The following is a 25,030-nucleotide window of genomic DNA, read 5'->3' as shown; positions in this document are numbered from 1 at the left end:
CCTTGATCAGATGACTGTCAGTCCTTGGTGTTGATCTCCACGATCGCCGGCAGGATCATCGGCTTCTTGCCGGTTTCCTTCATGACATAGCGGGCGATCTTCTCGCGGGCTGCAGCACGGCACTCCAGATTGTCATAAGTTCCGTCCTTGGCTGCCTGATTGATCACGCTTTCCATGATATTCCCGATCTCCTTGATGATGTAATCAGCATCTTTCAGGTAGATGACGCCGCGGCTCTGCACATCCGGACCGCCGATGATTTCCTTCGTGGTGTGATTGACGACGACGCCGACGATGATCGCACCGTCGGTGCTGAGCGTCTCGCGATCTTTCAGCACCATGCCGCTGGCATCGAGATTCTCGGTGCCATCGACGAGCACGTCAGCGCTTTCGACTTCATCGAAGCGCTTGCTGAGCTGACCGTTCTCGATCGTTGCCGCCTGGCCGTTGCCGAGCACGATGATGTTGTTGGCCGGGTAGCCCATATCCAGCGCGATATTCGCATTGGAGATGAGCTGGCGGTATTCGCCTTTGACCGGAATGTAATACTGCGGGTTGAGCAGATAGATCATCATCTTCAGATCTTCGATGGACGCATGCATGGAATACGTGCGCTTGGAATCAATCGCATGCACATTGGCAGTCTCCTTGTAGAGATCGTCTTCCATCGAGGATTCCTCGCGCTCCGTGCCTGGAACGGCAGGAGAAGCGATGATGACGGTATCGGTCGGGCGCAGCTGGACAAGTTCGTCTTCACGGCTGGCGATCTTATGAACCTTGCGGAAGATCGTGCTGCCGGTGCCGCCGCAGATGATCACGACATTGTCCATGTCGTTGGAGAAGTTCTGCGGAGCGATATCGAGGCCGGCCGGAATGCGGTAGTAGTCCAGAGCCGCCATATCCTTCATCAGATTGCGCAGTTCATCATCATAGATCATGATCTTGCGGTTGAACTTGTAGGCCATCTCGATGACTTCGATGACCCGGTACAGGTTCTGGCTGTAGGTCGTGACGATGATTCTGCCCTTGGCATCTTCGAAATACGGCTCGATCAGATTCGTGATCCGATGATGCGGGCTGCTGTGGCCTTCTCTGGTGGAGCCGACGGATTCTGCCATCAGGGCAAGAATACCCTTCTGGCCCAGTTCCGTGACATCCATCATGTCGAACTTGAAGGCATCGTTCTTCACATCGTAGTCCACGATGAATTCAGAGGTATAGACGACATAGCCGTCTTCCGTGCGGATCGCCACGCCGAATCCGTCAGCGATGGACTGCGTGGTTCCGAAGGTGCGGATTTCGGTGCTGCCGATCTTGAATGTCGAATTGCGGCGGACCCGGTGGACCTGAACATCCTTGATGCCTTCTCTGCGGGCCATGCGCTCGAACATGCGGGCAGTCAGCGGTGCCATGTAGATCGGGGCCTTTACCTGCTTGCACAGATCCGGCAGAGCACCCATCACATCATCATGGCCATGGGTGATGAAGATGCCCTTGATCCGCTTCTGATTCTTCACGAGATAATTGAAATCCGGGATGATCATCTCGACTCCCAGATTCTCATCATTCGGGTATCTCAGCCCGCATTCAATCACGAAAATATCGTCGTTGTTTTCAACGACATACATGTTCTTGCCGTCTTCGTCAAGACCTCCGAGGGCAAAAATACGTACTTTACTCATAATTAATGATCCTCCTGACTATGATTCTCTCTGCTTTATTATACGCGGAAATTCCCGGCTGGCTCAATGCGTGATTTCAGAGTGCCTCGCCATACAGGCTGAAGCTGCGTGCTTCCGTGATCTTCACGTCGCAGATCTCGCCTGCCTGGATTCCGTTTCCGGTGAAGTTGACCAGACGGTTTTCTTCGCTGTAGCCGCAGAGCACGTTCTCATTTTTCTTCGAAGGGCCGTCGCACAGCACCTTCAGAGTCTTCCCGACAGCTGCTTCGTTATTCTCTCTGGCGTATTTTCCGATCCGCTCATTCAGAATCTGCAGGCGTTCCTTCTTCACGGAAAGCGGGACATTGTCTTCCATGGCGGCTGCCGGAGTGCCTTCTCTTGGACTGTAGACGAACGTGAACGCACTGTCGAAATGACAATAGTCGACAAGGTCCAGCGTCTCCTGGAACTGTTCATCGGTTTCGCCCGGGAAGCCGACGATCAGGTCCGTCGTGAACGTGAGATCCGGAATCCGTGCTTTCATGTCATCGAAGAGTTTCCGGAAATGCTCTGCCGTGTAGCCGCGGTTCATGCGCTTCAGAATCTCGTCACAACCGCTCTGCACCGGCAGATGAAGAGCCGGCATGATATTCGGGCAGTCGCGCATCGCATCGATCGTCGTCACCGAATAGTCGCGCGGGTGGCTCGAATAGAAGCGGATCCGGTCGATGCCGGTCTCGCTGACCTTACGCAATAGATGCGTGAAGCCATCTTCCATGCCGAGATCTTTTCCGTAGGCATTGACATTCTGGCCGAGCAGCGTGACTTCTTTCCCGCCGCGTTCCTTCAGCTGCCTGGTTTCCTCGATGATGTACGACTCGAGGCGGCTGCGCTCCCGGCCGCGGGTATAAGGGACGATGCAGTACGTGCAGAACTTGTTGCAGCCGTACATGATGTTGACAAAGCCCTTCCATGGATGCGAGCGGTGCACTGGCAGATTCTCGATGACGGAGCCTTCATTGCTCGTAACCTCAATGGTCCTCTTCCCGTTCATCGCCTCTTCGAGAAGATCCGGGAATCTTGCGATGTTATGCGTTCCGAAGACGAGATCCACCTGCGGATATTTCCGGATCAGGTCTTTCACGATGCCTTCTTCCTGGGCCATGCAGCCGCAGAGGGCGAAGATCTTGTCCGGGTGTGCTTCCTTGAACGGACGGAGACTGCCGATCTCGCCGAGCACATGTTCTTCGGCGGCGTGGCGGACGGCACACGTATTGAAAATCGTGAGGTCTGCGTCTTCATAGCCTTCGGCCGGCTGAAAGCCCATCTCCTCAAGCATGCCGCTCAGGGTTTCCCCGTCTCTGACATTTGCCTGGCATCCGTAGGTACGGATGAAATAAGTCTTCCCGTTTCCGAGATTCTTCTGTTCGGATTTCAGTTCAAAAACCGATCTTCCGGCCGGATTGCTGCGTCTTCCTTCTGCCTTGTGATCAGGCAGGATATATTCCTGTTTATTCATTGCCGATTCATTATAACTTGAACACGCCATTAGAAAAAGCAGAAAGTACGTTCCTTCCTGCTTCCTCTTAGAAAAAGCCGGCGGACCGGCTTTTCTGTTTCTGATGCTTACTTCTCAGAGATTGCACCTACCGGGCAGGTCCCGATGCAGGTATGGCAGTCGATGCAGGTAGCCTCATCGCACTGAGACTTGCCATTCTCATCAAGAGAAAGAGCGGTTACCGGGCAGACACCTGTGCAGGCGCCGCAGCCGATGCATACATCCTTATCTACTGTAACTGGCATGTTCTGATTAACCTCCTGTAGAAGCATTATATCATCGGATTGTTAGCTTAGGAACCAATTACGAAAACATTTCGGGAAAACCAAGCCCCGCAGAATGGAAAGAAGTTTCATCGGTCTTCGGAAACAGAAGATATGAATTAGTTGTTTCTAACTCATGAACTATTGTAATTGATCCCCTTCCGGGAAGCAACCCTCTTTTCCAAACAGAAAACGCCCTTAAGGGCGTTCCTVGATTCTTCTGATTGCAATTGCACGATTGGTGCTTTCATCGATCGTGATGAGTACGCCGCAGATCATGGCCGGCTCTTCGGAAGGCGTGTAGCGCGTGGCTTCCTGATGTACCGAGCGAGCTATGACTTCATTGACATCGCGGCCGAGGATGCTGTGATAGGATCCGCACATGCCGGCATCGCTCAGATAAGCGCAGCCGTCCAGAATCTGCTCATCCGCAGTCTGCACATGCGTGTGCGTGCCGATGACGGCAGTCAGGCGATCATGGAACACATAGAAGAACAGTTCTTTCTCGCTGGTAGCTTCCGCATGCAGGTCGACGAAGATGATGTCTGCAGACAGATTCTTCAGAATGCGGTCCATGACTGTGATCGGGCTTTCGGTCGCACAGTCCATGAACACGCTGCCAAGCAGGTTCACGACGGCAAGGCGTTTGCCCTTCACGGTTCTCACCGTGACAGCAGAACCCCGATCGAGCGGTTCCAGATTGGCCGGACGGATCAGGTCCGGGCATTCCTCCATATGAAGCAGAATCTCGTTTTTCGAAAATGCGTGATTGCCGAGCGTGATGACATCTGCGCCTGCAGCAGTCAGAGAATGGCAGATCCGGCTGGTGATTCCTTTGCCATGGGCACTGTTTTCGCCGTTGACAACCGTGAAGTCAGCCTGGACTTCCTGCTTCAGAGACGGCAGCCGTTTCAGCACTGCTTCTCTTCCGCTTCTGCCTGTCACATCTCCGAGAAACAGAATATTCATAACTGCTTACTGTGCAATTTCCTGAGCACGGACTTCACGGATTACCGTGACTTTGATCTGACCCGGATAAGTCAGCTCATTCTCAATCCGGTCTTTGATATCATGAGCGATCTTGACCATGCGCTCATCATTGACTTTCGCCGGTTCTACCATGACGCGCAGCTCACGCCCTGCCTGAATCGCAAAAGCCGTCTTGACGCCATCATAGCTGGAAGCGATCTTCTCCAGCTGTTCAAGACGCTGGATGTAGTTCTCCATCGATTCATAGCGGGCCCCAGGTCTGGCGGCACTGAGCGTATCCGCAGCAGCGACGAGGACGGCAATGATATCATCGGCAGGCTTATCGCCATGATGAGATTCGATGGCATTGACGACAATGGCATTCTCACCGTACTTCCTGGCAGCCTTGGCACCCAGTTCAACATGGGAGCCTTCCTGCTCGAAGTCGATGGCTTTGCCGATGTCATGGAGCAGTCCAGCCCGCTTTGCCAGCTGCTGGTTCAGACCGAGCTCAGCAGCCATGATGCCGGCAAATGTTGCGACTTCCATGGAATGCTCGAGCACGTTCTGGCCGTAGCTGTAGCGGTAGCGGAGCTTGCCGACGAGTTTCGTCAGTTCGCGGTTGAGGCGGTTGATGCCGAGCTTGAAGACGGCTTCATCGCCAATCTTCATGATCGTCTCATCAAGTTCCTTCGTCACCTTGGCAACGACTTCCTCGATGCGGCCCGGCTGAATGCGGCCGTCCTTCATCAGGATCTCGAGGGACTGGCGGGCAATCTCGCGGCGGATCGGGTCGAAGCAGGATACCGTGATGGCATCCGGCGTGTCGTCGATGATCAGATCGACGCCAGTTGCCTGCTCGATCGCCTTGATGTTGCGGCCTTCTCTGCCGATAATGCGGCCTTTCATGTCTTCATTCGGAAGGGTCACGACGGATACGGTCCGGTCGATGACTTCTTCTTGCGAATAGCGCTGAATTGCAGTAGCGATGATGTTGCGGGCATTGTCTGCTGCTTTTTCCTGAGCAAGTTCATCCTGCTCATGCAGATATGCAGCAACGTCTTTCTCGCTCTTCTTGGCAACTGCGTCCATCAGTTCTTTCTTGGCGTCTTCGACGCTCAGGTTTGCAGCTCTTTCCAGAACTGAGATCTGCTGGTCAATCTTGGCCTGCAGGTCTTCTTCCATCTTGCTGAGGTTTGCTAGTTTGTCATCTGCCTGTCTGTTTTTCTCATCCAGTTTCTTTTCCTTGGCATTCAGATTCTCTTCACGGAAGTTCAGATTGTCTTCGCGGCGGAGCAGTTTGTTTTCGGTCTGCTGAACCTTGTCTTTCTGGCTCTTCAGTTCCTTTTCTGCCTGCTGTTTCATCTCAAAGATCTGCTGCTTGCCTTCGATCTCTGCCTGACGGACAGTGGTCTCTGCTTTTGCATTAGCTTCTTCGAGAATGGACTTGGACTTGGCAACAGCCTGATCGAGGCCTGCCTTGTTCGAAATCTTCATGATGACGATTCCGATCACAACACCAGCAACTACGGCAATTATGGAGATTAAAAATGTATTCATGCTTTCCTCCATTTTCACTGTAATCTGAGAATTTCTCTCAACGCTGATTATATACTGAATGGCAGGGCTTTCACAAGGCTGAAGTATCCGTCCGTTCTGGCAAGTACCCCATTAAGAAAACAGTATCTCCTGTCTCAGAAATACTGTTTCACCTGGATTATTCTGCTTTTTCTGCGGGTGCTTCTTCCGCAGCCTGCTCCGGTTTCGGAAATAGTTTTTCCTTCACGGCGGCCGTGATTTCCGCATCGACTTCCGGATGAGCTTTCAGATAGTCCCGCACCGCTGCGAAGCCCTGGCCGATCTTCTCGCCCTTATAGGAGAACCAGGCACCGGACTTCTCGATGATGTCCTGCTCCACCGCAAGGTTGATGACTTCATCAACATGGGAGATGCCCTCGCCGAAGATCATGTTGACGACCGCAGTCTTGAATGGCGGTGCCACCTTGTTCTTGACGACTTTGATCTTGACGACGTTGCCGATCGCTTCGCCGCCGTTCTTGAGCGTTTCGGATCTGCGGACATCGAGGCGGACCGAAGCATAGAACTTCAGAGCTCTGCCGCCCGGAGTGGTCTCCGGATTGCCGAACATGATGCCGACTTTCTCACGCAGCTGGTTGATGAAGATGGCTGTGCAGTTGGAACGGTTCATGACGCCGGCCAGCTTGCGCATGGCTTTGGACATCAGGCGGGCCTGCAGACCGACGGAGCTGTCGCTCATCTCGCCGTCGAGTTCGGCCTGCGGAACCAGGGCTGCGACCGAGTCGATGACGACCAGGTCGATCGCACCGGACTTGATCAGAACTTCGGTGATTTCCAATGCCTGTTCGCCGGAATCCGGCTGGGATAGAATCAGCTCATCGATATCGACGCCGAGTTTCTTCGCATAGAGCGGATCGATGGCATTTTCAGCATCGATGAAGGCACAGCGTCCGCCTTCTTTCTGGCATTCGGCAATGGCATGCAGCGCCAGGGTGGTCTTGCCAGAAGATTCCGGACCGTAGATTTCGATGATGCGTCCTTTCGGATAGCCGCCGATGCCGAGGGCGGCATCCAGAGCGAGGCTGCCGGAAGGAATGGCATCGACGGATACATCGGCGCGATCGCCTAAGCGCATGATCGAGCCTTTTCCGTATTCTTTTTCAATTGCCTTGAGGGCATCCTGCAGCAGCTGATCCTTCTTGGAATCTGCTGCGGGCTTTTCTTTGCTTGCAGTCATGTATTTTTCTCCTTGTGCTTATTTCATAGCAGGAAAACTTCCGATTCCCCGCAATGGATCAGATGGACTCCATGATATCGCCCTTGAGCTGGCTGAAATAGCTGACCCCGCTGGCAAAGCTCACAAATGCGCTGAACCAGATCATGATATCGGTGACCGGAAGGCCCCAGATCTCAAACGGCAGGTTGTTGAGCAGAACAAGAGCGATGGAAACCATCTGCAGGACCGTCTTCAGCTTGCCGAGCATCTGGGCAGCGACAACCTTGCCGTTGGAAGCGGCGATCATGCGGCAGCCATCGACGACGATATCACGGCAGACCATGATGATGACCGGGACAACCGGAATCAGCCCTCTGGACGAGAACATCAGAAACATGGTCGTCGTCAGCATCTTGTCGGCGATCGGGTCGGCGAATTTGCCGAACGTCGTCTGCATGTTGCGTTTTCTTGCAATCTGGCCGTCAAAGTAATCGGTGATGGCCGCAACAAGGTAGATGATTAGGCAGATGAGGTTGATGATGGAAAGATCAACTCCGCCGATGGTCAGCACGCCTGGTTCAATGCCGAACTGGGCATATGGAAACAGATAGACCAGAACCACGATCGGAATGAGAATGATGCGGAATATTGTCAGTCTATTGGGAAGATTCATGCAATTTCTCCTTTTTCACTACCTAATGAGTATAGCACAAGCAGATAGTTTTTCAGATCGGAATGATTTATGCACGGATTTTTTACGGTTTCACGTCATATGGTGCATTCTATGAAGCATTCTGCGCAGAATGGGAATGATACAGGAATCAGGATTCTGGGAAGCCTCTGCAGATCATCCTTCTTTATGGAAGCTTCCGAATCTTTCCTGGAACCTCTGGAGCACGGCTGTTTCATAACTTCGGCTGTTTCAGAAATCAGTTTTGATGCCATGTCATATCATATCCGGATAGAAAAAGAGGAGATTGCTCTCCTCTCTGGAATTTCACACTCTGTAAGCCATGTTCTGTCTCCGGTCGCCCGGATGGCAGCCATTTATCTGAGCCTTGCGGCTCCTCCCTTCTGGCTTCGTTTTGCTTCGGGGAGTTCTCCTACCAAATTTGGATTTCTCGCTTGCGGGGCTTATCGCGTTCCACCCGGTCGGTTTCCCGCCGGCTTCGTCACTGTGACGCTTTATGGAACCTCACCATGGGACGAGCCTTTAGGATCGGTTCCGCCGTCAGCCATAGGCTGCCTGGCCTTATTGATTGGACCAGCACAATCACTACCGCCATCACAGGCGGTGCGAGCATGGACTTTCCTCTGGCTTGTGCCAGCGGCTGCCCGGATGTGAAATTCACTGCTGCTTGCTCTGATTCTGTTTGAAGACCTGCTCTTCGAGTCTTGACAGACGTTTCAGGATATCGACGTTGGCAGCGCCCTGGCTGGCCGGGGTCGGATTGGCCTCGAGCGCCTTGGTCCTGCCTTCCTCTTCAATCAGCTTTGCACGGAGTGATGCGTTGGTGCGTTCCAGTTCAGCAATCTTGGCGTTCAGTTCTTCTTCCTGCTGCTGGAAAGACTGATAGTCCTCGATGACCATATCCAGGAATGAATCCACTTCAGCGGCACTATAGCCCTTGAAGTCAATATCAAACTGCTTGTCAAGAATTGTCTGAATATCCAGATTCAACTTTTCCGACATTTTCCTACGCTCCCTGCGGTCTTATTATGGCAGAGTCATTTCCCGGAATCAAGCACGCTTCCTTATTGATTGACGGAAAGGTATAATACTTTTTATGTCGTGTGAGGTCGCTGATGGTTAACTATCCCGATGGAAGAAAAGCTGCTGCTTCGGTGCAGGCAAGAGAGTCTGCTGCGCATCGGGGCATGGAGCTGGAAGCAGAGATCAACCAGACCAATCAGTACTATCTGCAGCAGGACCTTGCCGTCATCCATAAGAAGCCGACACCGGTGACGATCGTGCATGTGGACTATCCGCAGCGCAGTGCCGCGAAGATCACAGAAGCCTACTTCAAGATTCCAAGCACCACCGATTATAACGGCATCTACAAGGCAAAGTATCTGGACTTCGAAGCGAAAGACTGCCAGTCGAAGACGTCGTTCCCGATCAAGTCGATTCATGCTCATCAGGTGAAGCATCTGGATGCAGTGACAAGACATGGGGGAATTGCCTTCGTGATTGTGCGCTTCACGGCGTATGGAGAAACGTATTATGTCATTGCGCAGAAGATGTCGGACTATATCCGCACCTGTGGCAGAAGTTCGATTCCGTATGCCTGGTTCCAGCAGAACGGATACCTGATTCCGTATAACTATGTCAAGCCGGTAGACTATCTGAAGATCGTCGACCGGCTGTACTTCAAGGAGAGTGTATGAGCAGATCCCGCAGCAGTTCTTCAAAGCATCGCAGAAAGCTGAATGCGCTGAATATCTGGACGATGATCCTGCTGATCCTCGTGATTGCAGAGATCATCACGGCAATATTCGGTCTGCATCTGGTCAATTCGATGCTGGCAGATAAGCCGCAGCTTTCAGTAGATGACTTCTTTTCCCAGGAGTCGAGCCACATCTATGACAAAGATGGAAATCTCATCGCGGACGTCGGCACGCAGCTGCGTGAGAACGTGACGTATAACGAGATTTCAGAATCTCTGATCGATGCGTTCGTATCCGTGGAAGATTCCCGGTATTTCGTGCATGACGGGTTCGACCTGCCGCGGTTCACGAAGGCAGCGATCGAGAACGTCCGCAGCAAGCTCACGGGTTCCGGGGGCTTGCAGGGAGGTTCCACCTTCACGATGCAGCTGGTCAAGCTGACCTACTTCACGAATGATGAGACCGGGCAGACGAATGATCAGTCGATATCCTATAAGATCCAGCAGATTGCCTTAGCCAAGGAGCTGGAGCAGCAGGCCGACAAGAAGCAGATCTTCGAGATGTATCTGAACAAGATGAACTTCGGCGGAACCGGCAATATCCGCGGCATCGAGAAGGCTTCTCAGTATTATTACGGCAAGCATGCAGGCGAGCTGAATCTGGCCGAAGCAGCGATGCTGGCTGGCGTCATCAACAGTCCCTACTACTATGATCCGCATAACTTTCTTGATTATGCAACAAGCCGAAGAAATACCGTACTCTACCTGATGAAGCGTCATGGCTACATCACCGAGCAGGAATACAAGCTTGCCTGCATGGTCAAAGTCGAGGATACCCTCATAGATCCGAGCACAACCAGTACTGGCAGCACGTATGCATACCAGGCATACATCGATACGGTCATCAAGGAAGCAGAGCAGCTGACGGGTCAGGATCCTCTGAATAGCGCCATGGAGATCTACACGTGCATGGATCCGACCGTGCAGACGGTCATGGATGATATCCAGGCCGGCAATCGCGAGGAAGTGCAGTTCCCGGATGATCTGATGGAGATGGGCGCAATCTGCGAGAACAACCAGACTGGCGAAGTGATTGCGATTGCCGGTGGCAGAAACTACGGCAGAGGCGGATCGATGCTGCTGAACCATGCAACCGATCAGTACAAGCAGCCTGGTTCTTCGGTCAAGCCATTTCTGGATTATGCCCTGGCCTTTGAGTATCTAGGCTGGGCAACGAGCCATGTCGTGACAGATAAGCCGATTTCCTATACCGGCACGAATCTCGTGATCCGCAATGCCAACGGGGTCTACCATGGTCAGGTCACGCTGGACTATGCAATTGCGGCTTCGCTGAATACGCCTGCGATCCAGGCACTTCAGGAGGTCATTGATAAAGTCGGCTATGATACAGTAACCAATTACATCACTTCGCTCGGATTCTCCCAGGTGAGTGCAGATAACTTCGATCTCGGATTTGCGATCGGCGGTTCCAACTTCACCTGTTCGCCAGAAGAACTGGCAGCGGCACATGCGATCCTGATGAATGGCGGCAACTACATCAAGCCGCATACGATCACGAAGATTGAGTACCGCTCCGGAAATACAGATCCGGCAGTGCCGGAGTATACCGCGACGAATGTGCTTTCTCCGCAGGCTTCTTATCTTGCGGCTCAGCTGATGTATACGGCGATTCATGGCGGGGTCTACAACTATCTGCAGATTCTCGAGCGCAGCTATGCAACGTATGGCAAGACCGGAACGACAGACTGGGGCTCTGAAGGTCTTCAGTACAACATTCCGGAAGGCGCAATGAAAGATAAGTGGATGGTATGCGATACCACCCAGTACACGATCGTGACCTGGATCGGCTATGAGAAAGGTGTCAAGGATGCGGGGACGTATATTGATACGGCAAAGTCTCAGCTGAACATTCCGGGCAATATCTGCTCTCTGATCCTTGATGCAGCAACCGGCGATTCACAGCCAGCAGAACTTGCTCAGCCAGATGGCATCTCCACGATCACGCATATTCTCGGAACCTTCCCATATGCCTCCCCGGTCGACGGCATGGACCCTGCTCTGATCACGACCGGCAAGATCAAGAGCGAATATGCGACGCTTGCAGATCCGCAAGCTGCAGACAGCGTGGATAATCTGGATTCCTTCCAGGCAGAGCTTCAGGATGATGGCAGCGTGCATCTGACCTGGGCCGCTTATCCGGATCCGGACAAGCTGCAGGTCGCAGATTCCACGATGGATATCAGCCTGTATGATGCAGATGGCAATGTCCTGGTCGCCGCAGCCGGAACAAGACTGTTCGACTGGAGCTGGGTTTATGGACCGATCCGCTATAAAGCAAGGATCAGCCAGAATGGTGCTGTGGTCGGTGAGATCACAAGCGAAACCGAGGATACCACTGCTTCAGATCTGAGTCTGGCACCGGATACGGATACCGAAGCCTGCGGCTATTATGGCTATGAGTCTTCAGATGGTTCTTCCAATGAAGTATGTGTTACCTTCCATACTCCGAAAGAAGAACCAGAACCTGACGCAACACCAGCCGCTGCCCCTGCCCAGGATTCCGGCAATCAGAACAACAGCAGTTCCGACAGTGAAAACCAGGAAGATAATCAGAATTCTTCGGGCAGCAATCAGAACAGCAATGAGAATACCAGCAACGGTGCCGGCGGAGACTTCTGGCCTTATGATTTCTTCTCCTATTACTGGCAGGAAAAACAGCACAACTGAGCACTAGCGTCTGGACCAACAGAATCAAGAAATACCTGAAAGAGCTCCGCCATTGCATGCACACGCAATGGCGGAGCTTTCTTCTGGCGCTTGGATAGAGCTTTGTGAGTATTTGCAGGAGATGCAGAAAGCCGTCCGGTTTCCCGGGCGGCTGACTGGTTCTCAGAAGTCTCTTCGGATCATTTCCTGCACTTCTGTGCAGATTTTCTGAAGTCCGCATGAAGAGCAGTCAGTCGGCATCGTGCCGGTCAGATGATCCAGAGCTCTGGTAATGCCATCTGCCTGGGCAGCAGTCTTCTGCAGCGAAGCATAGCAAAACGACGGATCGGTGATGAAGATCATGCGGACAGATGCGACGCATGGAACCTGATGATAAGCGTTCAGAAACATCTTTCCGATCGGTGCAAACGAAAGTCCTTCGCGCAGTGCATGAGTGCTGATGCGTACCTGTTCCCGCTGCTTTCTGGCCGAAATCTGCATCATGAATCCTTCCGGATTGATGCGGTAGCGGCTGTAATCAATCTTCCTCAGATTCTGATACAGGGTCTGCCCCTCTCCGCATTGTTCTTCTTTCAGCCCGATCATCGCGATCCGGGCATAGGAACAATCAGAATGAAGTTCATTGAGATCCTTGCCGGCCAGAAACACCTGGTCATCCGGGATGTCAGAAGCGTCCGCATAGACGATCAGGCCGACGGAGGGATGATTTCCTCCGCCCAGCTCATAGGCAGTGTCTTCCTGAAAGATGATCTGGTTCCGGCCAGCTTCCTTCCAGGAAACATCAGGAACCTCAAGTTCCTTCAATCGGACGCTTTTCAGAAGCGCATCAATCTGATCAATGCATGACTGGTATAATTCCATCACAGCTTCCTGGTGCGCGGACGGCTGTCATAGTGCTTCTGCAGCAGCGGCATGACCTTGCTGGCAGCCTTCATATCCAGGTTTTCAAAGTAGACGATAAACGTCACGAGGAAGAACACACCCGTCACGATTGCGAGAATGCGCAGCACTTTTCCGATCGTCTTCATGCTCTTGCACCAGCTCTTCCTTTCTGGCGTGCAAATTCAGCTGCTCCAAGGGCTCCCATCAGCTGAGGATCGATCGGCAGATCGATGACCTTGATGCGCAGCACTTTCTCAATTGCCTGCTTAAGGCCTTCATTCTTGGCACATCCCCCAGTCAGGGTAATGCGATCTGAGGCACCTGCTTTCTTGGCCATGACAAAGCATCTCTTGGCAACAGAATTCTCAATGCCTGCAGCGATTTCATCCATCGGTTTTCCTTCTCCGACCAGGGAGATGACTTCTGATTCCGCAAAAACCGTGCACTGAGCCGTAATCGGAATGACATTCTTTGCATTCAGAGACAACTTCGAGAATTCGCTGAGATCCATTTCAAACGCTCTGGCCATCGCTTCGAAGAATCTGCCGGTTCCAGCTGCGCATTTGTCATTCATCGCAAAGTTCAGTACCGTTCCATCCCGGTCTACCGCAATGCCCTTGACGTCCTGTCCGCCGATATCGATGATGGCCCGCACGCTCGGATCTGCCACATGCACTCCCATGGCATGGCAGGAAATCTCAGAGATATTCTCGTCGGCAAACGGAACTTTATTGCGTCCGTAGCCAGTTCCGACCAGATATGCAAGATCCTTGGCACTGTGAAGCTCTGGTACTCTGGCAATTGCCTGATCCAGGGCATCCTGCGCACTCAGCACGGAATTGATCCGGCTGCGCAGGGTCACATCAGAAACCATCTTTCCGTTTTCATCCAGGATGACGCACTTCGTATAAGTGCTGCCGGAATCACATCCGCCATAATATTTCACAATTGCTTCCCCCTTCTTACCATGACTTTCCGTCATCAATGATTTCCAGAGACGGGTCCACCGGTTCTTCCCGCATCACTGTGCGCATATACCGGTTGACATCATCTCTCAGACTCTGGCGAGGCACTACCCGCGGATCCATGAGGTCATGGTTGACCCAGACCAGCCGGACTCCATTTTCTCTTGCCCGCTCTTCAAACATGCCATGCATGCCATCCAGCGCCTTGCAGGAGATGTGCTCCCAGAGAATCACCATATCTGCATTGAAATACCTGCAGTATCTCCAGAGATCATCCAGAAGCACTTCATAGCCGCCATGGGTATGGTTGCGCATGACCATCTCTTCATAAAGACGAGCCAGGTCATACGGCATCTGTTCCTTGTCATTTTCAGAAAGCTGATCCAGATAGACCAAAGAAAGCATATCCACAAGCGGAAGAATGCCCCAGCAGTTCTGCAGCCATGGCAGGAAGTCTGTATAATACTGTGCCTGCACGCCCCAGACAATTGCCCGATGACGGTATTCCTTGCAGACTTTCTCTTTCTTCCGGAATGCCTTCTCGGCAAGCTTCGTGATCTTGCGATCTGCATCCACAAAGGCCTGGACTCTTCCGGAAACAGCCATATAAGTCGTCTCTGCATACAGCGCAAGATTTGCACCGATTACCTGCGGATAGTCTGTCCGGCTCATTTCCATCCAGCCGACCCGGTGCCTGGTTTCTTCATTGAAGCGTCTGATATTAGTCCAGTAGGCATCCCAGTCCCATTTTTCACCGGTATTGTCTTCAATGAACTTGATCGCATTGCGGATCTCCTGGGCCGCATACTCCTGTACGCCGTCTTCCGTGTGGCGCAGCGGGGCAGCAATCTGGAAAACCGGAATCCCGTTTTCTGCAAACCTTCTTGCCTGAATGCCATTTCCCATCAGAGACCCATCGCAGGTCGTATTGCACTGAACCGCACAGGCACCATAAACCGGCATGTCATCATCGATGACCACGCCGGACTCGGCGGCCGGCATCGGGCACACATCACCTGGCATTCCCATCTCCTGAATCACGTCCAGATAATGGGTAACTCCCTCGCCTCTGAGCAATCCGCCGATATAGACACTGGCAAGCTCCCAGCTGGCAATCTTCAGATTCGGAAAACCAGCCATGATCGTCTGCATCGCATTTTCATCCAGAATGACAATCTTCTTGGAAAGCTCCTGATCATTGCCGCAGTTCTTGTCCGCCCGAAACAGCGTCGTCAGGAACGAAGCCGCATCCATTGCGATCAGGTCATATTCCGTATGCGCAATTTTCAGATGCGTTCCGCGCAGCCCGGCGGTATGGCGGTCGATCATCATCGGAACCGCCAGATAGTTGCTCATCCACCGATAGCGCAGAAACCCCTTGATATTATCGGGATGCGTCATGAACTTCGTCAGAACGCCCATCGTCTTCAGCCAGCAGGAATAGTCATACAGGGTATCCTTTACCCCTCTCCATTCCCTTCTCTTTCTGACCTCGCCGCCAGAATAGAGACTGCCCAGTTTTTCGCTGCCAAGCTTTGCGCCCATTATCTGCGCCCTCCCTGGATCTTCTTGATCTCCATGCTTTCAACAAATGCCTGCACTCTCGTGCGGATCTGTCCTGAATTGCCCACCGCATAAGGACGATCGATCGTCAGAACCGGGTATCCGTATTCTTCTCTCAGAATATAGGAACCTGTCATGCGTTCATAAGCCCACGGATCGCAGAACTTCATCTGCTCGAAGATGATTCCATCGGCATGGTAGTCATCCGCAATTTCCTTGACATATGCCTTGCGGCGATTGATCTTTTCCAGATTCATCTGCCGCGGACATACGCTGTCATGCATGTAGTGCGCGCAGATCTGCGTCAAGACATCTTCTCCTTCTTTCAGATCAATCCGATGTCTCCCCGGCAGCGAGCCATAGCAGAACCGATCTGCTACCACGAGCGCTCCGCTGTCTTCGATCAGCTTGATCATGTCCACATCATCAATTTCAGATCCGACTACTTCAACCCTTGCCCGGAAATGGTTCTTCTCATCCGGAACCCGGTTTCTGATTTCTTCCAGGGTCTCTTCCAGATATCCCAGAATCAGATCCTTCGGGCACACATAAGTAGCCATGCAGATAATATGGAACTCATAGCCCGTGATTCTCGGATTCTCTTCCTTGCGGAATTCTCCGATGGCATTGATCACATCGCAGACCCGATTATAATCTGCGACTGCCTTCCGCAGAGCATCATCGCTCGTATCAATCCCGAAGTGATCCCGGAATGCATCAAGCATCTTGGTGCGGCACTGTCCGGTGTACATCGTCAGGGCATTGTCATCGTCTTTCATCGGAACCTCAAGATACTTGTAGAAGAAGTCCTCTTTCTCATTGATCTTAAGAAGCTCCATGTTCTCGACACAGCGATTGATCATCGTGCAGCCATCCGGTGCAATCAGGCAGTCCAGAAACTGATAGCCTCCCTCGATTGCCCGCTCCAGCAGCGCTCGGGAATACTCGCACAGGAAACTGGTCAGATAATACGTTCCCATCTCCAGAGAACCCGTGCGCGGTGCCCTGAGACGAACCGGGAATAAACCAGGAAGCTCCATCAGCACCTCAGGCGTCTGATAGCACACCGTTCCGATGCACTTTCTGCCCTCCTCTTCGGCTTTCTTCACCAGTTCATTCTCTGCGTTGTCCAGGAGATTCTCAAAATAATACAGATATTTCAGATCTTTCATGGATTCCGTTCCCCCTCCTTCCTGAGAATCCCGATTTGATATAGTGCTTCTTCAGCTCCCTGATAGATCGGGGCGGTATCCGGCAGCTCGAATACCGTATTGCCGCGCATGTCATTTGCCGACATCTGATGATCATCCGGAATCATTGCCAGAACCCTCAGATCCCCCGCATCAATTTCCTCACGCAGGGAAAGGTCCGGAATCCGGTTGATGATCAGGCCATCGGATTCATACATCACAAGTTTCTGTGCAACCTCATGGATCGTCTTTACAACCTTCAGTCCTTTTTTCGACGCATCCGATACCAGAATCAGATGAGTCACTTTTTCCATGACTCTCCGGTTGACCTGCTCAATGCCAGCCTCTCCGTCAATCACCACATAATCGAAATGATCCGCGATCATACTGATGATTTCCTTGAGATACGCATTCACCTTGCAATAGCACCCTGCCGATTCCGGCCTGCCAATTGCCAGAAAAGAAAGATCCTTCCGTTCCACCAGCGCCTGCATCATCTCAAACTTCGCATCCCCGAGCATTTCCAGAGCAGTCTCCTCTGCTCCTTCTTCTACCGACTCGATAAAAGCCGTACGGATATCATCCACCGTGGAAGAAACCTCTACTCCAAGGGCACTGGCTAGACCAACCGCCGGATCTGCATCAATCGCCAGAATCTTCGCATCCGGTTTCTTTTCGCACAGAATCCGCACAATCAATGCCGACAGGGACGTTTTCCCGACCCCGCCCTTGCCGCATAATGCGATGATGATCGGTTTTTTCTCAGCCATTCTTCTTTTCCCCCTCAGCATCCTCTGCTTTGGTACGGATCAGAATCCAGCTGTCTGATAAGTCACAGGAATCCAGCACTCCATCCACCGCCAGCTTCCGATCCATGAGATCCGTAAAAATCAGTTTCCCGCCCCGCACTTCCATGCGCATCACATTCTTCATGACAATGTTTTCGGGAAGACGCGCATTCCGATATACCGTGGAAAGGCACATAGAATTACGCTTTCAGCAAGGCAAGCGCCTTTTCCAGCGAGAGGCAGGCTGCTTCTGACTGCCGGCATGCCTCCTGAATCAGTGCATAAAGATCCGGATGCTCTGCTTTTACGGAATCTGCCAGCTCAGCGAGCTCTTCATTGTGATGTCTGGTGTGGTGAACCATGTAATCCAGAAGATGATTCAGTTCCTCCTCCCTGGTAGTACTCTTCAATTCTTCGTCCATCATCTGCCTCCTTATTAGATTGTGTGTTACATTGTGAAATCATTAACTTCATTAAAGAATGAAAGCGCTTTACATGTCAACAATTTTAAGATTATTTTTTCATAATTAATTAATCATCCTGTAATTAGAACACTTTTCAGGAACCCCTATCCTGCATTCTGAACGATATTCTCACTTAAAAAAGCCAGGAACACTGTCCTGACTTTCATTTATCTTGATGTTATAGACCCGGATGCATGATGCACTTCTGGCGGTCTGCATTCACGAAGATTAGAAGGAAGCTTACTACTTCACCAGATAATCAAAAATATCCTCTCGGACCGCATGCTCAAGCTTCATCTGAACATTTACAATTGGACATTCTCTGCCGTGATCATCCATCTGAACAGTCTCTTCATAATGGATTGGTTTTACTTTTCCAAGGTAATAATGATCATTCCCTTCTCCATCGGATTTTTTAACGAACAGGAAGATCTCCATTCCATTCTTCTCTGATTCCTGCAATCGAATGATATCAGGATGTTTCATTGTCACATGATTCCGGGTCATCCAGCTGAATACCCCGGGATTAACAAACTCGTCAGCATACTGAATTGATTTGCTGATTCCCTCAAGCTTTTCATAGGTCACAAAAATAGGACACTGGTGGTGTTTAAACGTATATCCATAAATCGTGCTGCTCTCATCTTTATCCCAATCCAAAAGACGGCACACATCTCTGCGGGAATATTTCTCATATAAAACAAGATGATTGCTATCATGCTTGGCATATTTGTCCTTGTAAAGGTGCAATCCATAAGCGATCAAAGTACATAACTCAACTCGGAAATTTCCATCTAATAATGAAATAGAGAATCCAGTTGAACTGTAGTACCCAGTGTCTCCGCCCTTGAGAATCGACATTGCAGCAAAAAGCTTTTTATCTTCCGGACGATTTGCAAACTGATTGAGCAGCATTCTCACCGAAGAACGATAGTCTTCCATCGAAAACCTGGAGTTTGGATCAAAGGCTTTCAGTCTCTCTGCAAATGCCTTTGGCGTAATGGTCTCCCCATCTACCAGCATCTGCATCATCAATAACTCATGCGGACGCATCCCATTCAGGAAAAACCGTGTAATGTACTCTAATACCAGCTGCTGATCAGCAGTGAATGTCACGTGATAATTTCGATCTACTTTCCGAACATATTCGTCATAGCTTCTGATTTTTCCATCAATGAAAAGAGTCGGATCAATCTCCCCATATTGGTAAAAATCCAATATGGTCGGGATTCTGCCCAGCTTTGCCTTTAAAAGTTCATACTTTTCTTTCTTTAGAGCTGATGGAGTCGTGGACTGATTAATCGACTGATAGATCCGTTCTTTTGATATCTCATCAAAATGAATAGTTGATGATCCAGGAATAATACGATTACCTTCTCTCACATATTTGCGGATATTGTCCTTGTTGTAGGAGCGATCCCCAGATAATGCAATCGGAATCATGTAGTTATTGGTGTAATTGCCGATGAAGTCGAGAATGACAACAAACTCTTTTCCCTCATGTTTGCGCAGACCGCGGCCCAGCTGCTGAATAAATACAACCGGTGACTGAGTTGGCCGCAGCAGAATTACCTGATTCACTTCCGGAATATCGACGCCTTCATTGAAAATGTCCANAGTAATGATGTAGTCCACGAGATCGTGTCCTTCATCTGCGGTAAGGCGCTCAATCTGCTGTTCGCGGTATTCCTCTGCCGTTAAGCCTTCCTTTCCGTGATCATCGCCGGCAATAAAGACTGTCCGATAGCCGCGCTCATTCAGCTTTTCAGAAAGACCTTCGCCCTCTTCACGTCTGCTGCAGAAAATCAAACCTTTTACACGATTACCTGAATAGCCGAAGTATTCTGCATTCTGAACAATATGATCGATTCGTTCATCGGAAAGCAGCGCAGAAAGACTGCGATCTGTTTTGGGAGACAATGGTTCCTGGTCATCGATCGTCTGGTCAGTAATTCCGAAGTAATGGAACGGACAAAGCAAGTCATCTTCCAAGGCTTGCTGCAATCGGATCTCACAAGCAATATTATGATCAAACAGATCATAGATATCATAGCCATCGGCCCGATCAGGAGATCCTGTCATTCCTAGCCAGAACTTCGGCGTAAAGTAATTCAGAAGTTTCTGATAAGTTGATGCTGCAGCGTGATGAACTTCATCCACAATAATCAGATCAAAAGCATTCTTTGCAAATTGATGCAGGGTTTCATCTTTTGAAATCGTCTGAATGGTCGAGAAAATATAATCTGCATTCGTCTCTTTGCTAGTTCCTGAGAGAAGGCCGTAGGTTCTGCCATTATTGATGACTTTCCTGTAGCTTTCCATCGCCTTCTTCGCTACCTGCTCGCGATGAACGAGAAAGAGCATTCTTCTTGGATTGAATTGACGAGCAGCAAATGCGGATGCATACGTCTTGCCGGTTCCTGTTGCTGAGATCAGCAATGCTCTGCTTTGATGTCGATCCTGCAGTTCGTTCAGGTTCTTCAAGAACGCTCTCTGCATGGAATTCGGCTGTATCTCATGAACGGAATATCCTACTCCTCCTTGCGTCCTGCTAGCATCTTTTACTGCCTGAAGCACGCTATTCAGATTGCGATATCTTTGCTCGTAATCCGCGAAAAACGCATCGAAAGACAAGCTGTTTTCATCATTCCAGAGAGCTTCAAACTCAGCTAACAGCTGGTCCGCATATTCCCCATTCGCCGTGGACAGGATTTTGGTATTCCATTCTTTGTTTTCAGTGAGGGCTTTTGCAGTCAGATTCGAGCTTCCGACAATGATCTTGTAAAGCTCAGATTTTCTGAATATGTAGCCTTTCGTATGGAAGCCATTTCCGCCCTGGACCCGGAACATCCGCACCTCAATATTTGATAATGTATGAAGCTTCTTTAAAGCATTCGGTTCCGAAAAGTTCAGATAGTCTGTCGTGAGAATCTGGCCTTTCACGCCTCTTTTCTCCAGCACCTTCAATATCTGCAGCAGAGGTTCAATTCCGGAAAGCGTAATAAATGCAACACTAATGAAAAACTGGTCACAGGAAAGCAGCTCACCCTCGATCGAAGAAAGCACCTTTTTCCCTTCGCGGTAATCATTTGAAATGAACTGAGGCTGAAACGATTCGCTGGATTCTGCATTCTTATCAATAAATGCAGTAGTAATCCCACGCTGTATTTCTGCCAAAATATCATTGTTCATAGACATGTTCCTGCTGTTATTTTAGCAGCTCAATCACATACGGAAAACCCCGGCAGCTTTCATGGTATCGTGTGTCTCCTGCAGATTTTCTGTATGAAACATGATCGAAGAAGTGATGCAGCTGATCTCTGGTGAATACTGGCGGACCCGCTCCTGAACTAGAAGGATAATGGAGACATTCATTCCGTGCTGGCTGACCGCAAACACATGACTTCCGCCTGGTCCACCCCGATCCTCAATCTCTGTCATACCAATCTGGCCCGTCAGAATTTCATCGACTGTTCCATATCCTTCACATACAGCATGATTTCCGTTTTCTGAATCTTCATCCTATTCTTCTCCCATGAAGATTCAATCTAACAGATCAGAAGAAGGTTCGTATGAAAACGTGAAGCTGATTGCAATCAGCCTCACGTGATTTCTGATTCTTATTTCATCAGGCAATTCTTCAGCGGAATCTCCGGATCTTCCTGAACCGACTGATCGTATGCCAGAATCCCTGATTCAGCAATGCTCCATGGACTGCAGTTCTGCCAGCGTCTCTTCTCCCATTGCTTTGATCTCATCGTCCAGTACAGCAAAGATGATATCGATCTGATAATCCGGATGAGCAGAGATGAAGTCCATGCATGCCTGCAGCGCTTTTCTCCATGCCTGCTTCTTCGGATAGCCGAAGATTCCGGCAGAGATCAGCGGAAAGCCGATAGAATGACAGTGATATTCCTTGGCCAGATGGAGAGAGTTCTGATAGGCAGAATACAGCAGCTGTGGCTCTCTGTGATTGCCATCCTGGTAGACTGGTCCGACCGCATGAATAATGTACTTAGCCGGAAGATGGAAGCCAGGCGTGATCACGGCATCGCCGGTTCGGCAGCCTCCGATCTTTTCGCAGGCTTCTGAGAGTTCCCGGTATCCTGCTTCCGAGAAGATCGCACCGCACACCCCTCCGCCTGCCGCCAGAGAACTGTTTGCGGCATTCACGATCGCATCCGTCTGAAGATACGTGATTCCGATTTTCTGAATTCTGATTGTGCGCATGAGGTTTCCTCACTGATCCTGTTTCCAGTATAGGCGGATGCGAGTTCCCTGTCATATTCCGGGGCATAAATTCCACAGAATACACATGATAAGGAATCGAGCGGAATCTTTACCTGCGTCTTCCTTCTTCATCAAAGTTCTTCTTCAGAGCGGATTCCGTCAGGAAGATCGTGCAGATCATGACGGCAAGCTGAAGATAGATGATCACCATTCCGGCAGTTCCGATCGCATCTTCGCTCTTCCCGAGGAACAGAACCATGCAGAGAGCACCGACCGGCAGCAGAATCCGGCCATAGCTTCTCCAGTATCTGCCGCACGTTCTCTGCGCAAAGTCCCAGGTTTCCTGATTCCGCATCGACCTATTTGTCCGGTATCCGATGACATGACTGATCTCCTTTGGTCCGCCGTTATTCAGATAGATTCCGAATCCGATCATGCTGAAAGGAATGAGCAGTACCATCACCAGCATGTAGATCCAGAATCCTGTCATGTTCTCTCTCCTTCTTTGCTTTTCCTATCATAGCATGGGGTTACGAGGGTGAAGAAATGCTCATGGCGTTCTGCCATGAGCATCTTCTTAATCAGCTTGGCGTTTTCTGCGCTGCCATCTCTGCACATATGCATAGATGTGTCTGCGGGCTGCAGCACTTTCTTCCAGAAATTCAGGGGATGCTCCCCAGACGCCATCGGAATGGCGGTAGAATGCACCATCTTTCACGGTACCTTCGGCATCCCGCCAGCTGAAGAACACGGCTCTGCCCTGAGGATTGACACGGATCACATATGCTGTTCTGTTTTTCATAAAAGCACTCCTTCCGGCAGGTACAACAAAACCTGCATCTGAAGGAGTGCTATTGCCTCTCTATCGCACCTGATATTCTCTTGCTGTCAATGCCGGATCTTCGGAAGCAGATAGTGATCATTGGTGACAAGACAGGGCCGTTTCAAGAAATCAGAAACCATGATTTCAGAAAAATAACAATTTCGTTGTCTTGCCAACATAAATAGTCCTGATTTCCCGTTATTCTAGGATCAGATCAAGAGAGGAGATCTGATATGTCCAGAAAGATTGACTTGAATAAAACTGTTTTTGAACTTACGGAGGAATATCCTGAGCTCATTGATATCATGGCTAAGCTTGGTTTCACGGAAATCACAAAGAAGCCGGTGCTGAATTCGGTAGGCAAGATCATGACGATTCCGAAGGGAGCGAAGATGAAGAACATCTCTATGATGGAGGTTGTTTCTGCGCTGATGGCAAATGGGTTTGAACTGGAAGGAAAGATGCCGGAGATCCAGATGCCGGAAGCTGTTCCTGCCCCTGCACCGGTTTCTTCTGATCATCGCACGGAACAGCTGAAAGCATATCTGCGCCGCCTGGGAAATGGCGAAGATCTTGAAAGTGTCCGGGCTGACTTCGTACGGGAGTTCGGCGAGGTAGATGCTTCTGAGATCATGAAGGCAGAACAGGAACTGATGAAGGAAGGAACACCGCTTTCAGAGGTTCAGCGACTCTGCGATATCCATTCTGCATTATTCCATGGTGCTACCCGTGACGAACAGATTGCCAATGCAGAAAAGGCCGTAGAAGAATCTCTGAAACGGCAGAAGATTCAGGCAGAGCTTGCAAAGCGGAATTCCTTTGAGAAAAAGGATTATGGTGACAAGAATGCAAAAGCAGCTGCTCTGGAGGCTGTTTCCGGTCATCCGCTGCAGACGCTCACGGCTGAGAATCAGGCGCTCTCTGCATTGCTGAAGGAATATCGGGAGACAAAGAATACTTCGCTGATTGCGAAGATCCGTGAAGTATCGATTCATTACGCAAAGAAAGGCGATCTGCTCTATCCCTTGCTCAAGGTGAGATATGGAGTTTCAGGTCCGTCTGATGTCATGTGGACCGTGGATGATGAGATTCGCGATGAACTCGGTGCCCTTGTCAGGGAAGCGGAGCATGATGATGCCTGGAATACACGCATGGATGCCGTTCTGAAGCGGGCAGAAGAAATGATCTACAAAGAGCAGAATATTCTGTTCCCGATCTGTGCCGTGAATTTCTCGGAAGAGGAGTGGCATGGCATTTACAAAGATTCTTCAGATTATGCCGAATGCTTCGGGGTAAGCAGGAAGACCTGGGAAGAAGCAGAGCAATCTGCACAGGCACCGGTGAAAGCTGTTTCCGGAGAGGTCGTGATGCCAGGCGGCCACCTCACCCTGGATCAGCTGACTGCTCTGCTGAATACGATTCCTATGGAAATCACCTTCGTAGATGCAGAGAATATCAACCGCTTCTTCAATGAGGGCCCGAAGGTCTTCAAGCGCCCGGGCATGGCCATTGACCGTGAGGTATTCTCCTGCCATCCTCCGAAGATTGAACCGATGGTGCGTCAGATCATTGATGACTTCCGCAACGGCAGACGGGACAGTGTTGAAGTCTGGATGGAGAAAGGCGGAAAGACGATGCTGGTGAGATATCTTGCAGTCCGCGATTCTTCCGGAACGTATCTTGGAACGGCAGAGTGTGTTCAGGATATGGAATTTGCAAAGCAGCACTTCGCTGCGGGAAACGAACCGCAGAGCCATCAGAACTGGTAAGACAAAAAAAGATGC

At 50.6% G+C, this 25,030-nt stretch carries 24 protein-coding genes and 1 other RNA gene; 3 read left to right on the top strand and 22 right to left on the bottom strand.

Features of this window, described 5'->3' with window-relative positions:
* Positions 1 to 17: 17 nt before the first annotated feature.
* The 9 genes from FYJ51_RS08770 to FYJ51_RS08730 all read right to left on the bottom strand — a co-directional run bounded on the left by FYJ51_RS08770 (position 18) and on the right by FYJ51_RS08730 (position 8,899).
* The gene (locus FYJ51_RS08770; protein WP_105304156.1) at positions 18 to 1,682 is read right to left on the bottom strand and encodes a ribonuclease J; all 1,665 of its coding nucleotides are present in this window, start codon (positions 1,680 to 1,682) and stop codon (positions 18 to 20) included.
* Between the two features lie 76 nt (positions 1,683 to 1,758).
* Positions 1,759 to 3,180 (bottom strand): tRNA (N6-isopentenyl adenosine(37)-C2)-methylthiotransferase MiaB, encoded by a 1,422-nt coding sequence (gene miaB / locus FYJ51_RS08765; protein ID WP_105304924.1) that lies wholly within the window; start codon positions 3,178 to 3,180, stop codon positions 1,759 to 1,761.
* Positions 3,181 to 3,287: 107 nt separating this feature from the next.
* On the bottom strand, positions 3,288 to 3,464 hold the full coding sequence (locus FYJ51_RS08760) for a 4Fe-4S binding protein (protein WP_105304157.1): 177 nt from the start codon (positions 3,462 to 3,464) through the stop codon (positions 3,288 to 3,290).
* Positions 3,465 to 3,680: 216 nt separating this feature from the next.
* On the bottom strand, positions 3,681 to 4,451 hold the full coding sequence (locus FYJ51_RS08755; RefSeq protein WP_154505030.1) for a TIGR00282 family metallophosphoesterase: 771 nt from the start codon (positions 4,449 to 4,451) through the stop codon (positions 3,681 to 3,683).
* Between the two features lie 6 nt (positions 4,452 to 4,457).
* Positions 4,458 to 6,011, bottom strand: coding sequence for a ribonuclease Y (rny, locus tag FYJ51_RS08750; protein ID WP_105304159.1), 1,554 nt, complete (start codon positions 6,009 to 6,011; stop codon positions 4,458 to 4,460).
* A gap of 157 nt (positions 6,012 to 6,168) precedes the next feature.
* Positions 6,169 to 7,227: a recombinase RecA gene (gene recA, locus FYJ51_RS08745; RefSeq protein WP_105304160.1), complete on the bottom strand. Its 1,059-nt coding sequence runs from the start codon at positions 7,225 to 7,227 to the stop codon at positions 6,169 to 6,171.
* A 58-nt stretch (positions 7,228 to 7,285) separates the two neighbouring features.
* Positions 7,286 to 7,879 (bottom strand): CDP-diacylglycerol--glycerol-3-phosphate 3-phosphatidyltransferase, encoded by a 594-nt coding sequence (gene pgsA, locus FYJ51_RS08740; RefSeq protein WP_105304161.1) that lies wholly within the window; start codon positions 7,877 to 7,879, stop codon positions 7,286 to 7,288.
* Positions 7,880 to 8,208: 329 nt separating this feature from the next.
* Positions 8,209 to 8,549, bottom strand: an RNA gene (rnpB, locus tag FYJ51_RS08735) — RNase P RNA component class B.
* A gap of 5 nt (positions 8,550 to 8,554) precedes the next feature.
* Entirely contained in the window at positions 8,555 to 8,899 is a 345-nt protein-coding gene (locus FYJ51_RS08730; protein ID WP_154505028.1) for a DivIVA domain-containing protein, read from the bottom strand.
* Positions 8,900 to 9,012: 113 nt separating this feature from the next.
* Between FYJ51_RS08730 and recU the strand changes: the two genes are divergently transcribed.
* A complete protein-coding gene (recU, locus tag FYJ51_RS08725; RefSeq protein WP_154505026.1) occupies positions 9,013 to 9,594 on the top strand; it encodes a Holliday junction resolvase RecU in 582 nt (193 codons plus the stop codon).
* On the top strand, positions 9,591 to 12,341 hold the full coding sequence (locus FYJ51_RS08720; protein WP_154505024.1) for a transglycosylase domain-containing protein: 2,751 nt from the start codon (positions 9,591 to 9,593) through the stop codon (positions 12,339 to 12,341). The genes recU and FYJ51_RS08720 overlap by 4 nt, the downstream gene beginning before the upstream one ends.
* A gap of 162 nt (positions 12,342 to 12,503) precedes the next feature.
* Here FYJ51_RS08720 and FYJ51_RS08715 read toward each other — a convergent pair whose 3' ends face one another.
* The 13 genes from FYJ51_RS08715 to FYJ51_RS08660 form a co-directional block, all read right to left on the bottom strand.
* Positions 12,504 to 13,202, bottom strand: coding sequence for a carbon monoxide dehydrogenase (locus tag FYJ51_RS08715; protein ID WP_154505022.1), 699 nt, complete (start codon positions 13,200 to 13,202; stop codon positions 12,504 to 12,506).
* Positions 13,202 to 13,369: a hypothetical protein gene (locus FYJ51_RS13570; protein ID WP_135358208.1), complete on the bottom strand. Its 168-nt coding sequence runs from the start codon at positions 13,367 to 13,369 to the stop codon at positions 13,202 to 13,204. Before FYJ51_RS13570 ends, FYJ51_RS08715 begins: the two co-directional genes overlap by 1 nt.
* Complete coding sequence (locus FYJ51_RS08710) at positions 13,366 to 14,169, bottom strand: acyl-CoA dehydratase activase (protein ID WP_205946264.1); 804 nt, start codon at positions 14,167 to 14,169, stop codon at positions 13,366 to 13,368. Before FYJ51_RS08710 ends, FYJ51_RS13570 begins: the two co-directional genes overlap by 4 nt.
* A gap of 16 nt (positions 14,170 to 14,185) precedes the next feature.
* On the bottom strand, positions 14,186 to 15,733 hold the full coding sequence (locus tag FYJ51_RS08705; protein ID WP_154505019.1) for a 2-hydroxyacyl-CoA dehydratase family protein: 1,548 nt from the start codon (positions 15,731 to 15,733) through the stop codon (positions 14,186 to 14,188).
* Complete coding sequence (locus FYJ51_RS08700; protein WP_154505017.1) at positions 15,733 to 16,923, bottom strand: 2-hydroxyacyl-CoA dehydratase family protein; 1,191 nt, start codon at positions 16,921 to 16,923, stop codon at positions 15,733 to 15,735. Before FYJ51_RS08700 ends, FYJ51_RS08705 begins: the two co-directional genes overlap by 1 nt.
* Entirely contained in the window at positions 16,920 to 17,711 is a 792-nt protein-coding gene (locus tag FYJ51_RS08695) for an ATP-binding protein (RefSeq protein WP_154505015.1), read from the bottom strand. The genes FYJ51_RS08700 and FYJ51_RS08695 overlap by 4 nt, the downstream gene beginning before the upstream one ends.
* Positions 17,704 to 17,925 carry a CooT family nickel-binding protein gene (locus FYJ51_RS08690; RefSeq protein ID WP_154505013.1) on the bottom strand — a complete coding sequence of 74 codons (222 nt, stop codon included), beginning with the start codon at positions 17,923 to 17,925 and terminating at the stop codon, positions 17,704 to 17,706. Before FYJ51_RS08690 ends, FYJ51_RS08695 begins: the two co-directional genes overlap by 8 nt.
* 4 nt (positions 17,926 to 17,929) lie before the next feature.
* A complete protein-coding gene (locus FYJ51_RS08685; protein ID WP_154505011.1) occupies positions 17,930 to 18,154 on the bottom strand; it encodes a hypothetical protein in 225 nt (74 codons plus the stop codon).
* 282 nt (positions 18,155 to 18,436) lie between these two features.
* Positions 18,437 to 21,385, bottom strand: a complete 2,949-nt coding sequence (locus tag FYJ51_RS08680) for a DUF3427 domain-containing protein (protein WP_154505009.1) — start codon at positions 21,383 to 21,385, stop codon at positions 18,437 to 18,439.
* A 33-nt stretch (positions 21,386 to 21,418) separates the two neighbouring features.
* A complete protein-coding gene (locus FYJ51_RS08675) occupies positions 21,419 to 21,634 on the bottom strand; it encodes a VOC family protein (RefSeq protein WP_105304168.1) in 216 nt (71 codons plus the stop codon).
* 255 nt (positions 21,635 to 21,889) lie between these two features.
* Entirely contained in the window at positions 21,890 to 22,423 is a 534-nt protein-coding gene (locus FYJ51_RS08670) for a macro domain-containing protein (protein ID WP_154505007.1), read from the bottom strand.
* Positions 22,424 to 22,532: 109 nt separating this feature from the next.
* The gene (locus FYJ51_RS08665; protein ID WP_154505005.1) at positions 22,533 to 22,913 is read right to left on the bottom strand and encodes an SdpI family protein; all 381 of its coding nucleotides are present in this window, start codon (positions 22,911 to 22,913) and stop codon (positions 22,533 to 22,535) included.
* A gap of 87 nt (positions 22,914 to 23,000) precedes the next feature.
* On the bottom strand, positions 23,001 to 23,225 hold the full coding sequence (locus tag FYJ51_RS08660) for a hypothetical protein (protein ID WP_154505003.1): 225 nt from the start codon (positions 23,223 to 23,225) through the stop codon (positions 23,001 to 23,003).
* A 254-nt stretch (positions 23,226 to 23,479) separates the two neighbouring features.
* Here FYJ51_RS08660 and FYJ51_RS08655 point away from each other — a divergent pair, with 254 nt between their 5' ends.
* A complete protein-coding gene (locus tag FYJ51_RS08655) occupies positions 23,480 to 25,015 on the top strand; it encodes a DUF438 domain-containing protein (protein ID WP_154505001.1) in 1,536 nt (511 codons plus the stop codon).
* Positions 25,016 to 25,030: the final 15 nt, after the last annotated feature.

The sequence above is a fragment of the Stecheria intestinalis genome, assembly GCF_009696165.1.
GTDB lineage: Bacteria > Bacillota_I > Bacilli_A > Erysipelotrichales > Erysipelotrichaceae > Bulleidia > Bulleidia intestinalis.
This window is presented reverse-complemented; position numbering and strand designations above follow the sequence as displayed.

Bases quoted from the DNA above. Each gene is read 5' to 3' on its own strand.
- FYJ51_RS08665 (WP_154505005.1), bottom strand. From the start codon at position 22,913: ATGACAGGATTCTGGATCTACATGCTGGTGATGGTACTGCTCATTCCT.
- FYJ51_RS08700 (WP_154505017.1), bottom strand. From the start codon at position 16,923: ATGAAAGATCTGAAATATCTGTATTATTTTGAGAATCTCCTGGACAAC.
- rny (WP_105304159.1), bottom strand. From the start codon at position 6,011: ATGAATACATTTTTAATCTCCATAATTGCCGTAGTTGCTGGTGTTGTG.
- pgsA (WP_105304161.1), bottom strand. From the start codon at position 7,879: ATGAATCTTCCCAATAGACTGACAATATTCCGCATCATTCTCATTCCG.
- FYJ51_RS08720 (WP_154505024.1), top strand. From the start codon at position 9,591: ATGAGCAGATCCCGCAGCAGTTCTTCAAAGCATCGCAGAAAGCTGAAT.
- FYJ51_RS08670 (WP_154505007.1), bottom strand. From the start codon at position 22,423: ATGCGCACAATCAGAATTCAGAAAATCGGAATCACGTATCTTCAGACG.
- recA (WP_105304160.1), bottom strand. From the start codon at position 7,227: ATGACTGCAAGCAAAGAAAAGCCCGCAGCAGATTCCAAGAAGGATCAG.
- FYJ51_RS08715 (WP_154505022.1), bottom strand. From the start codon at position 13,202: ATGGAATTATACCAGTCATGCATTGATCAGATTGATGCGCTTCTGAAA.
- FYJ51_RS08695 (WP_154505015.1), bottom strand. From the start codon at position 17,711: ATGGCTGAGAAAAAACCGATCATCATCGCATTATGCGGCAAGGGCGGG.
- FYJ51_RS08655 (WP_154505001.1), top strand. From the start codon at position 23,480: ATGTCCAGAAAGATTGACTTGAATAAAACTGTTTTTGAACTTACGGAG.
- recU (WP_154505026.1), top strand. From the start codon at position 9,013: ATGGTTAACTATCCCGATGGAAGAAAAGCTGCTGCTTCGGTGCAGGCA.
- FYJ51_RS08660 (WP_154505003.1), bottom strand. From the start codon at position 23,225: ATGAAAAACAGAACAGCATATGTGATCCGTGTCAATCCTCAGGGCAGA.
- FYJ51_RS08675 (WP_105304168.1), bottom strand. From the start codon at position 21,634: ATGACAGAGATTGAGGATCGGGGTGGACCAGGCGGAAGTCATGTGTTT.
- miaB (WP_105304924.1), bottom strand. From the start codon at position 3,180: ATGAATAAACAGGAATATATCCTGCCTGATCACAAGGCAGAAGGAAGA.
- FYJ51_RS08705 (WP_154505019.1), bottom strand. From the start codon at position 15,733: ATGGGCGCAAAGCTTGGCAGCGAAAAACTGGGCAGTCTCTATTCTGGC.
- FYJ51_RS08685 (WP_154505011.1), bottom strand. From the start codon at position 18,154: ATGATGGACGAAGAATTGAAGAGTACTACCAGGGAGGAGGAACTGAAT.
- FYJ51_RS08760 (WP_105304157.1), bottom strand. From the start codon at position 3,464: ATGCCAGTTACAGTAGATAAGGATGTATGCATCGGCTGCGGCGCCTGC.
- FYJ51_RS08690 (WP_154505013.1), bottom strand. From the start codon at position 17,925: ATGTGCCTTTCCACGGTATATCGGAATGCGCGTCTTCCCGAAAACATT.
- FYJ51_RS08770 (WP_105304156.1), bottom strand. From the start codon at position 1,682: ATGAGTAAAGTACGTATTTTTGCCCTCGGAGGTCTTGACGAAGACGGC.
- FYJ51_RS08730 (WP_154505028.1), bottom strand. From the start codon at position 8,899: ATGTCGGAAAAGTTGAATCTGGATATTCAGACAATTCTTGACAAGCAG.
- FYJ51_RS13570 (WP_135358208.1), bottom strand. From the start codon at position 13,369: ATGAAGACGATCGGAAAAGTGCTGCGCATTCTCGCAATCGTGACGGGT.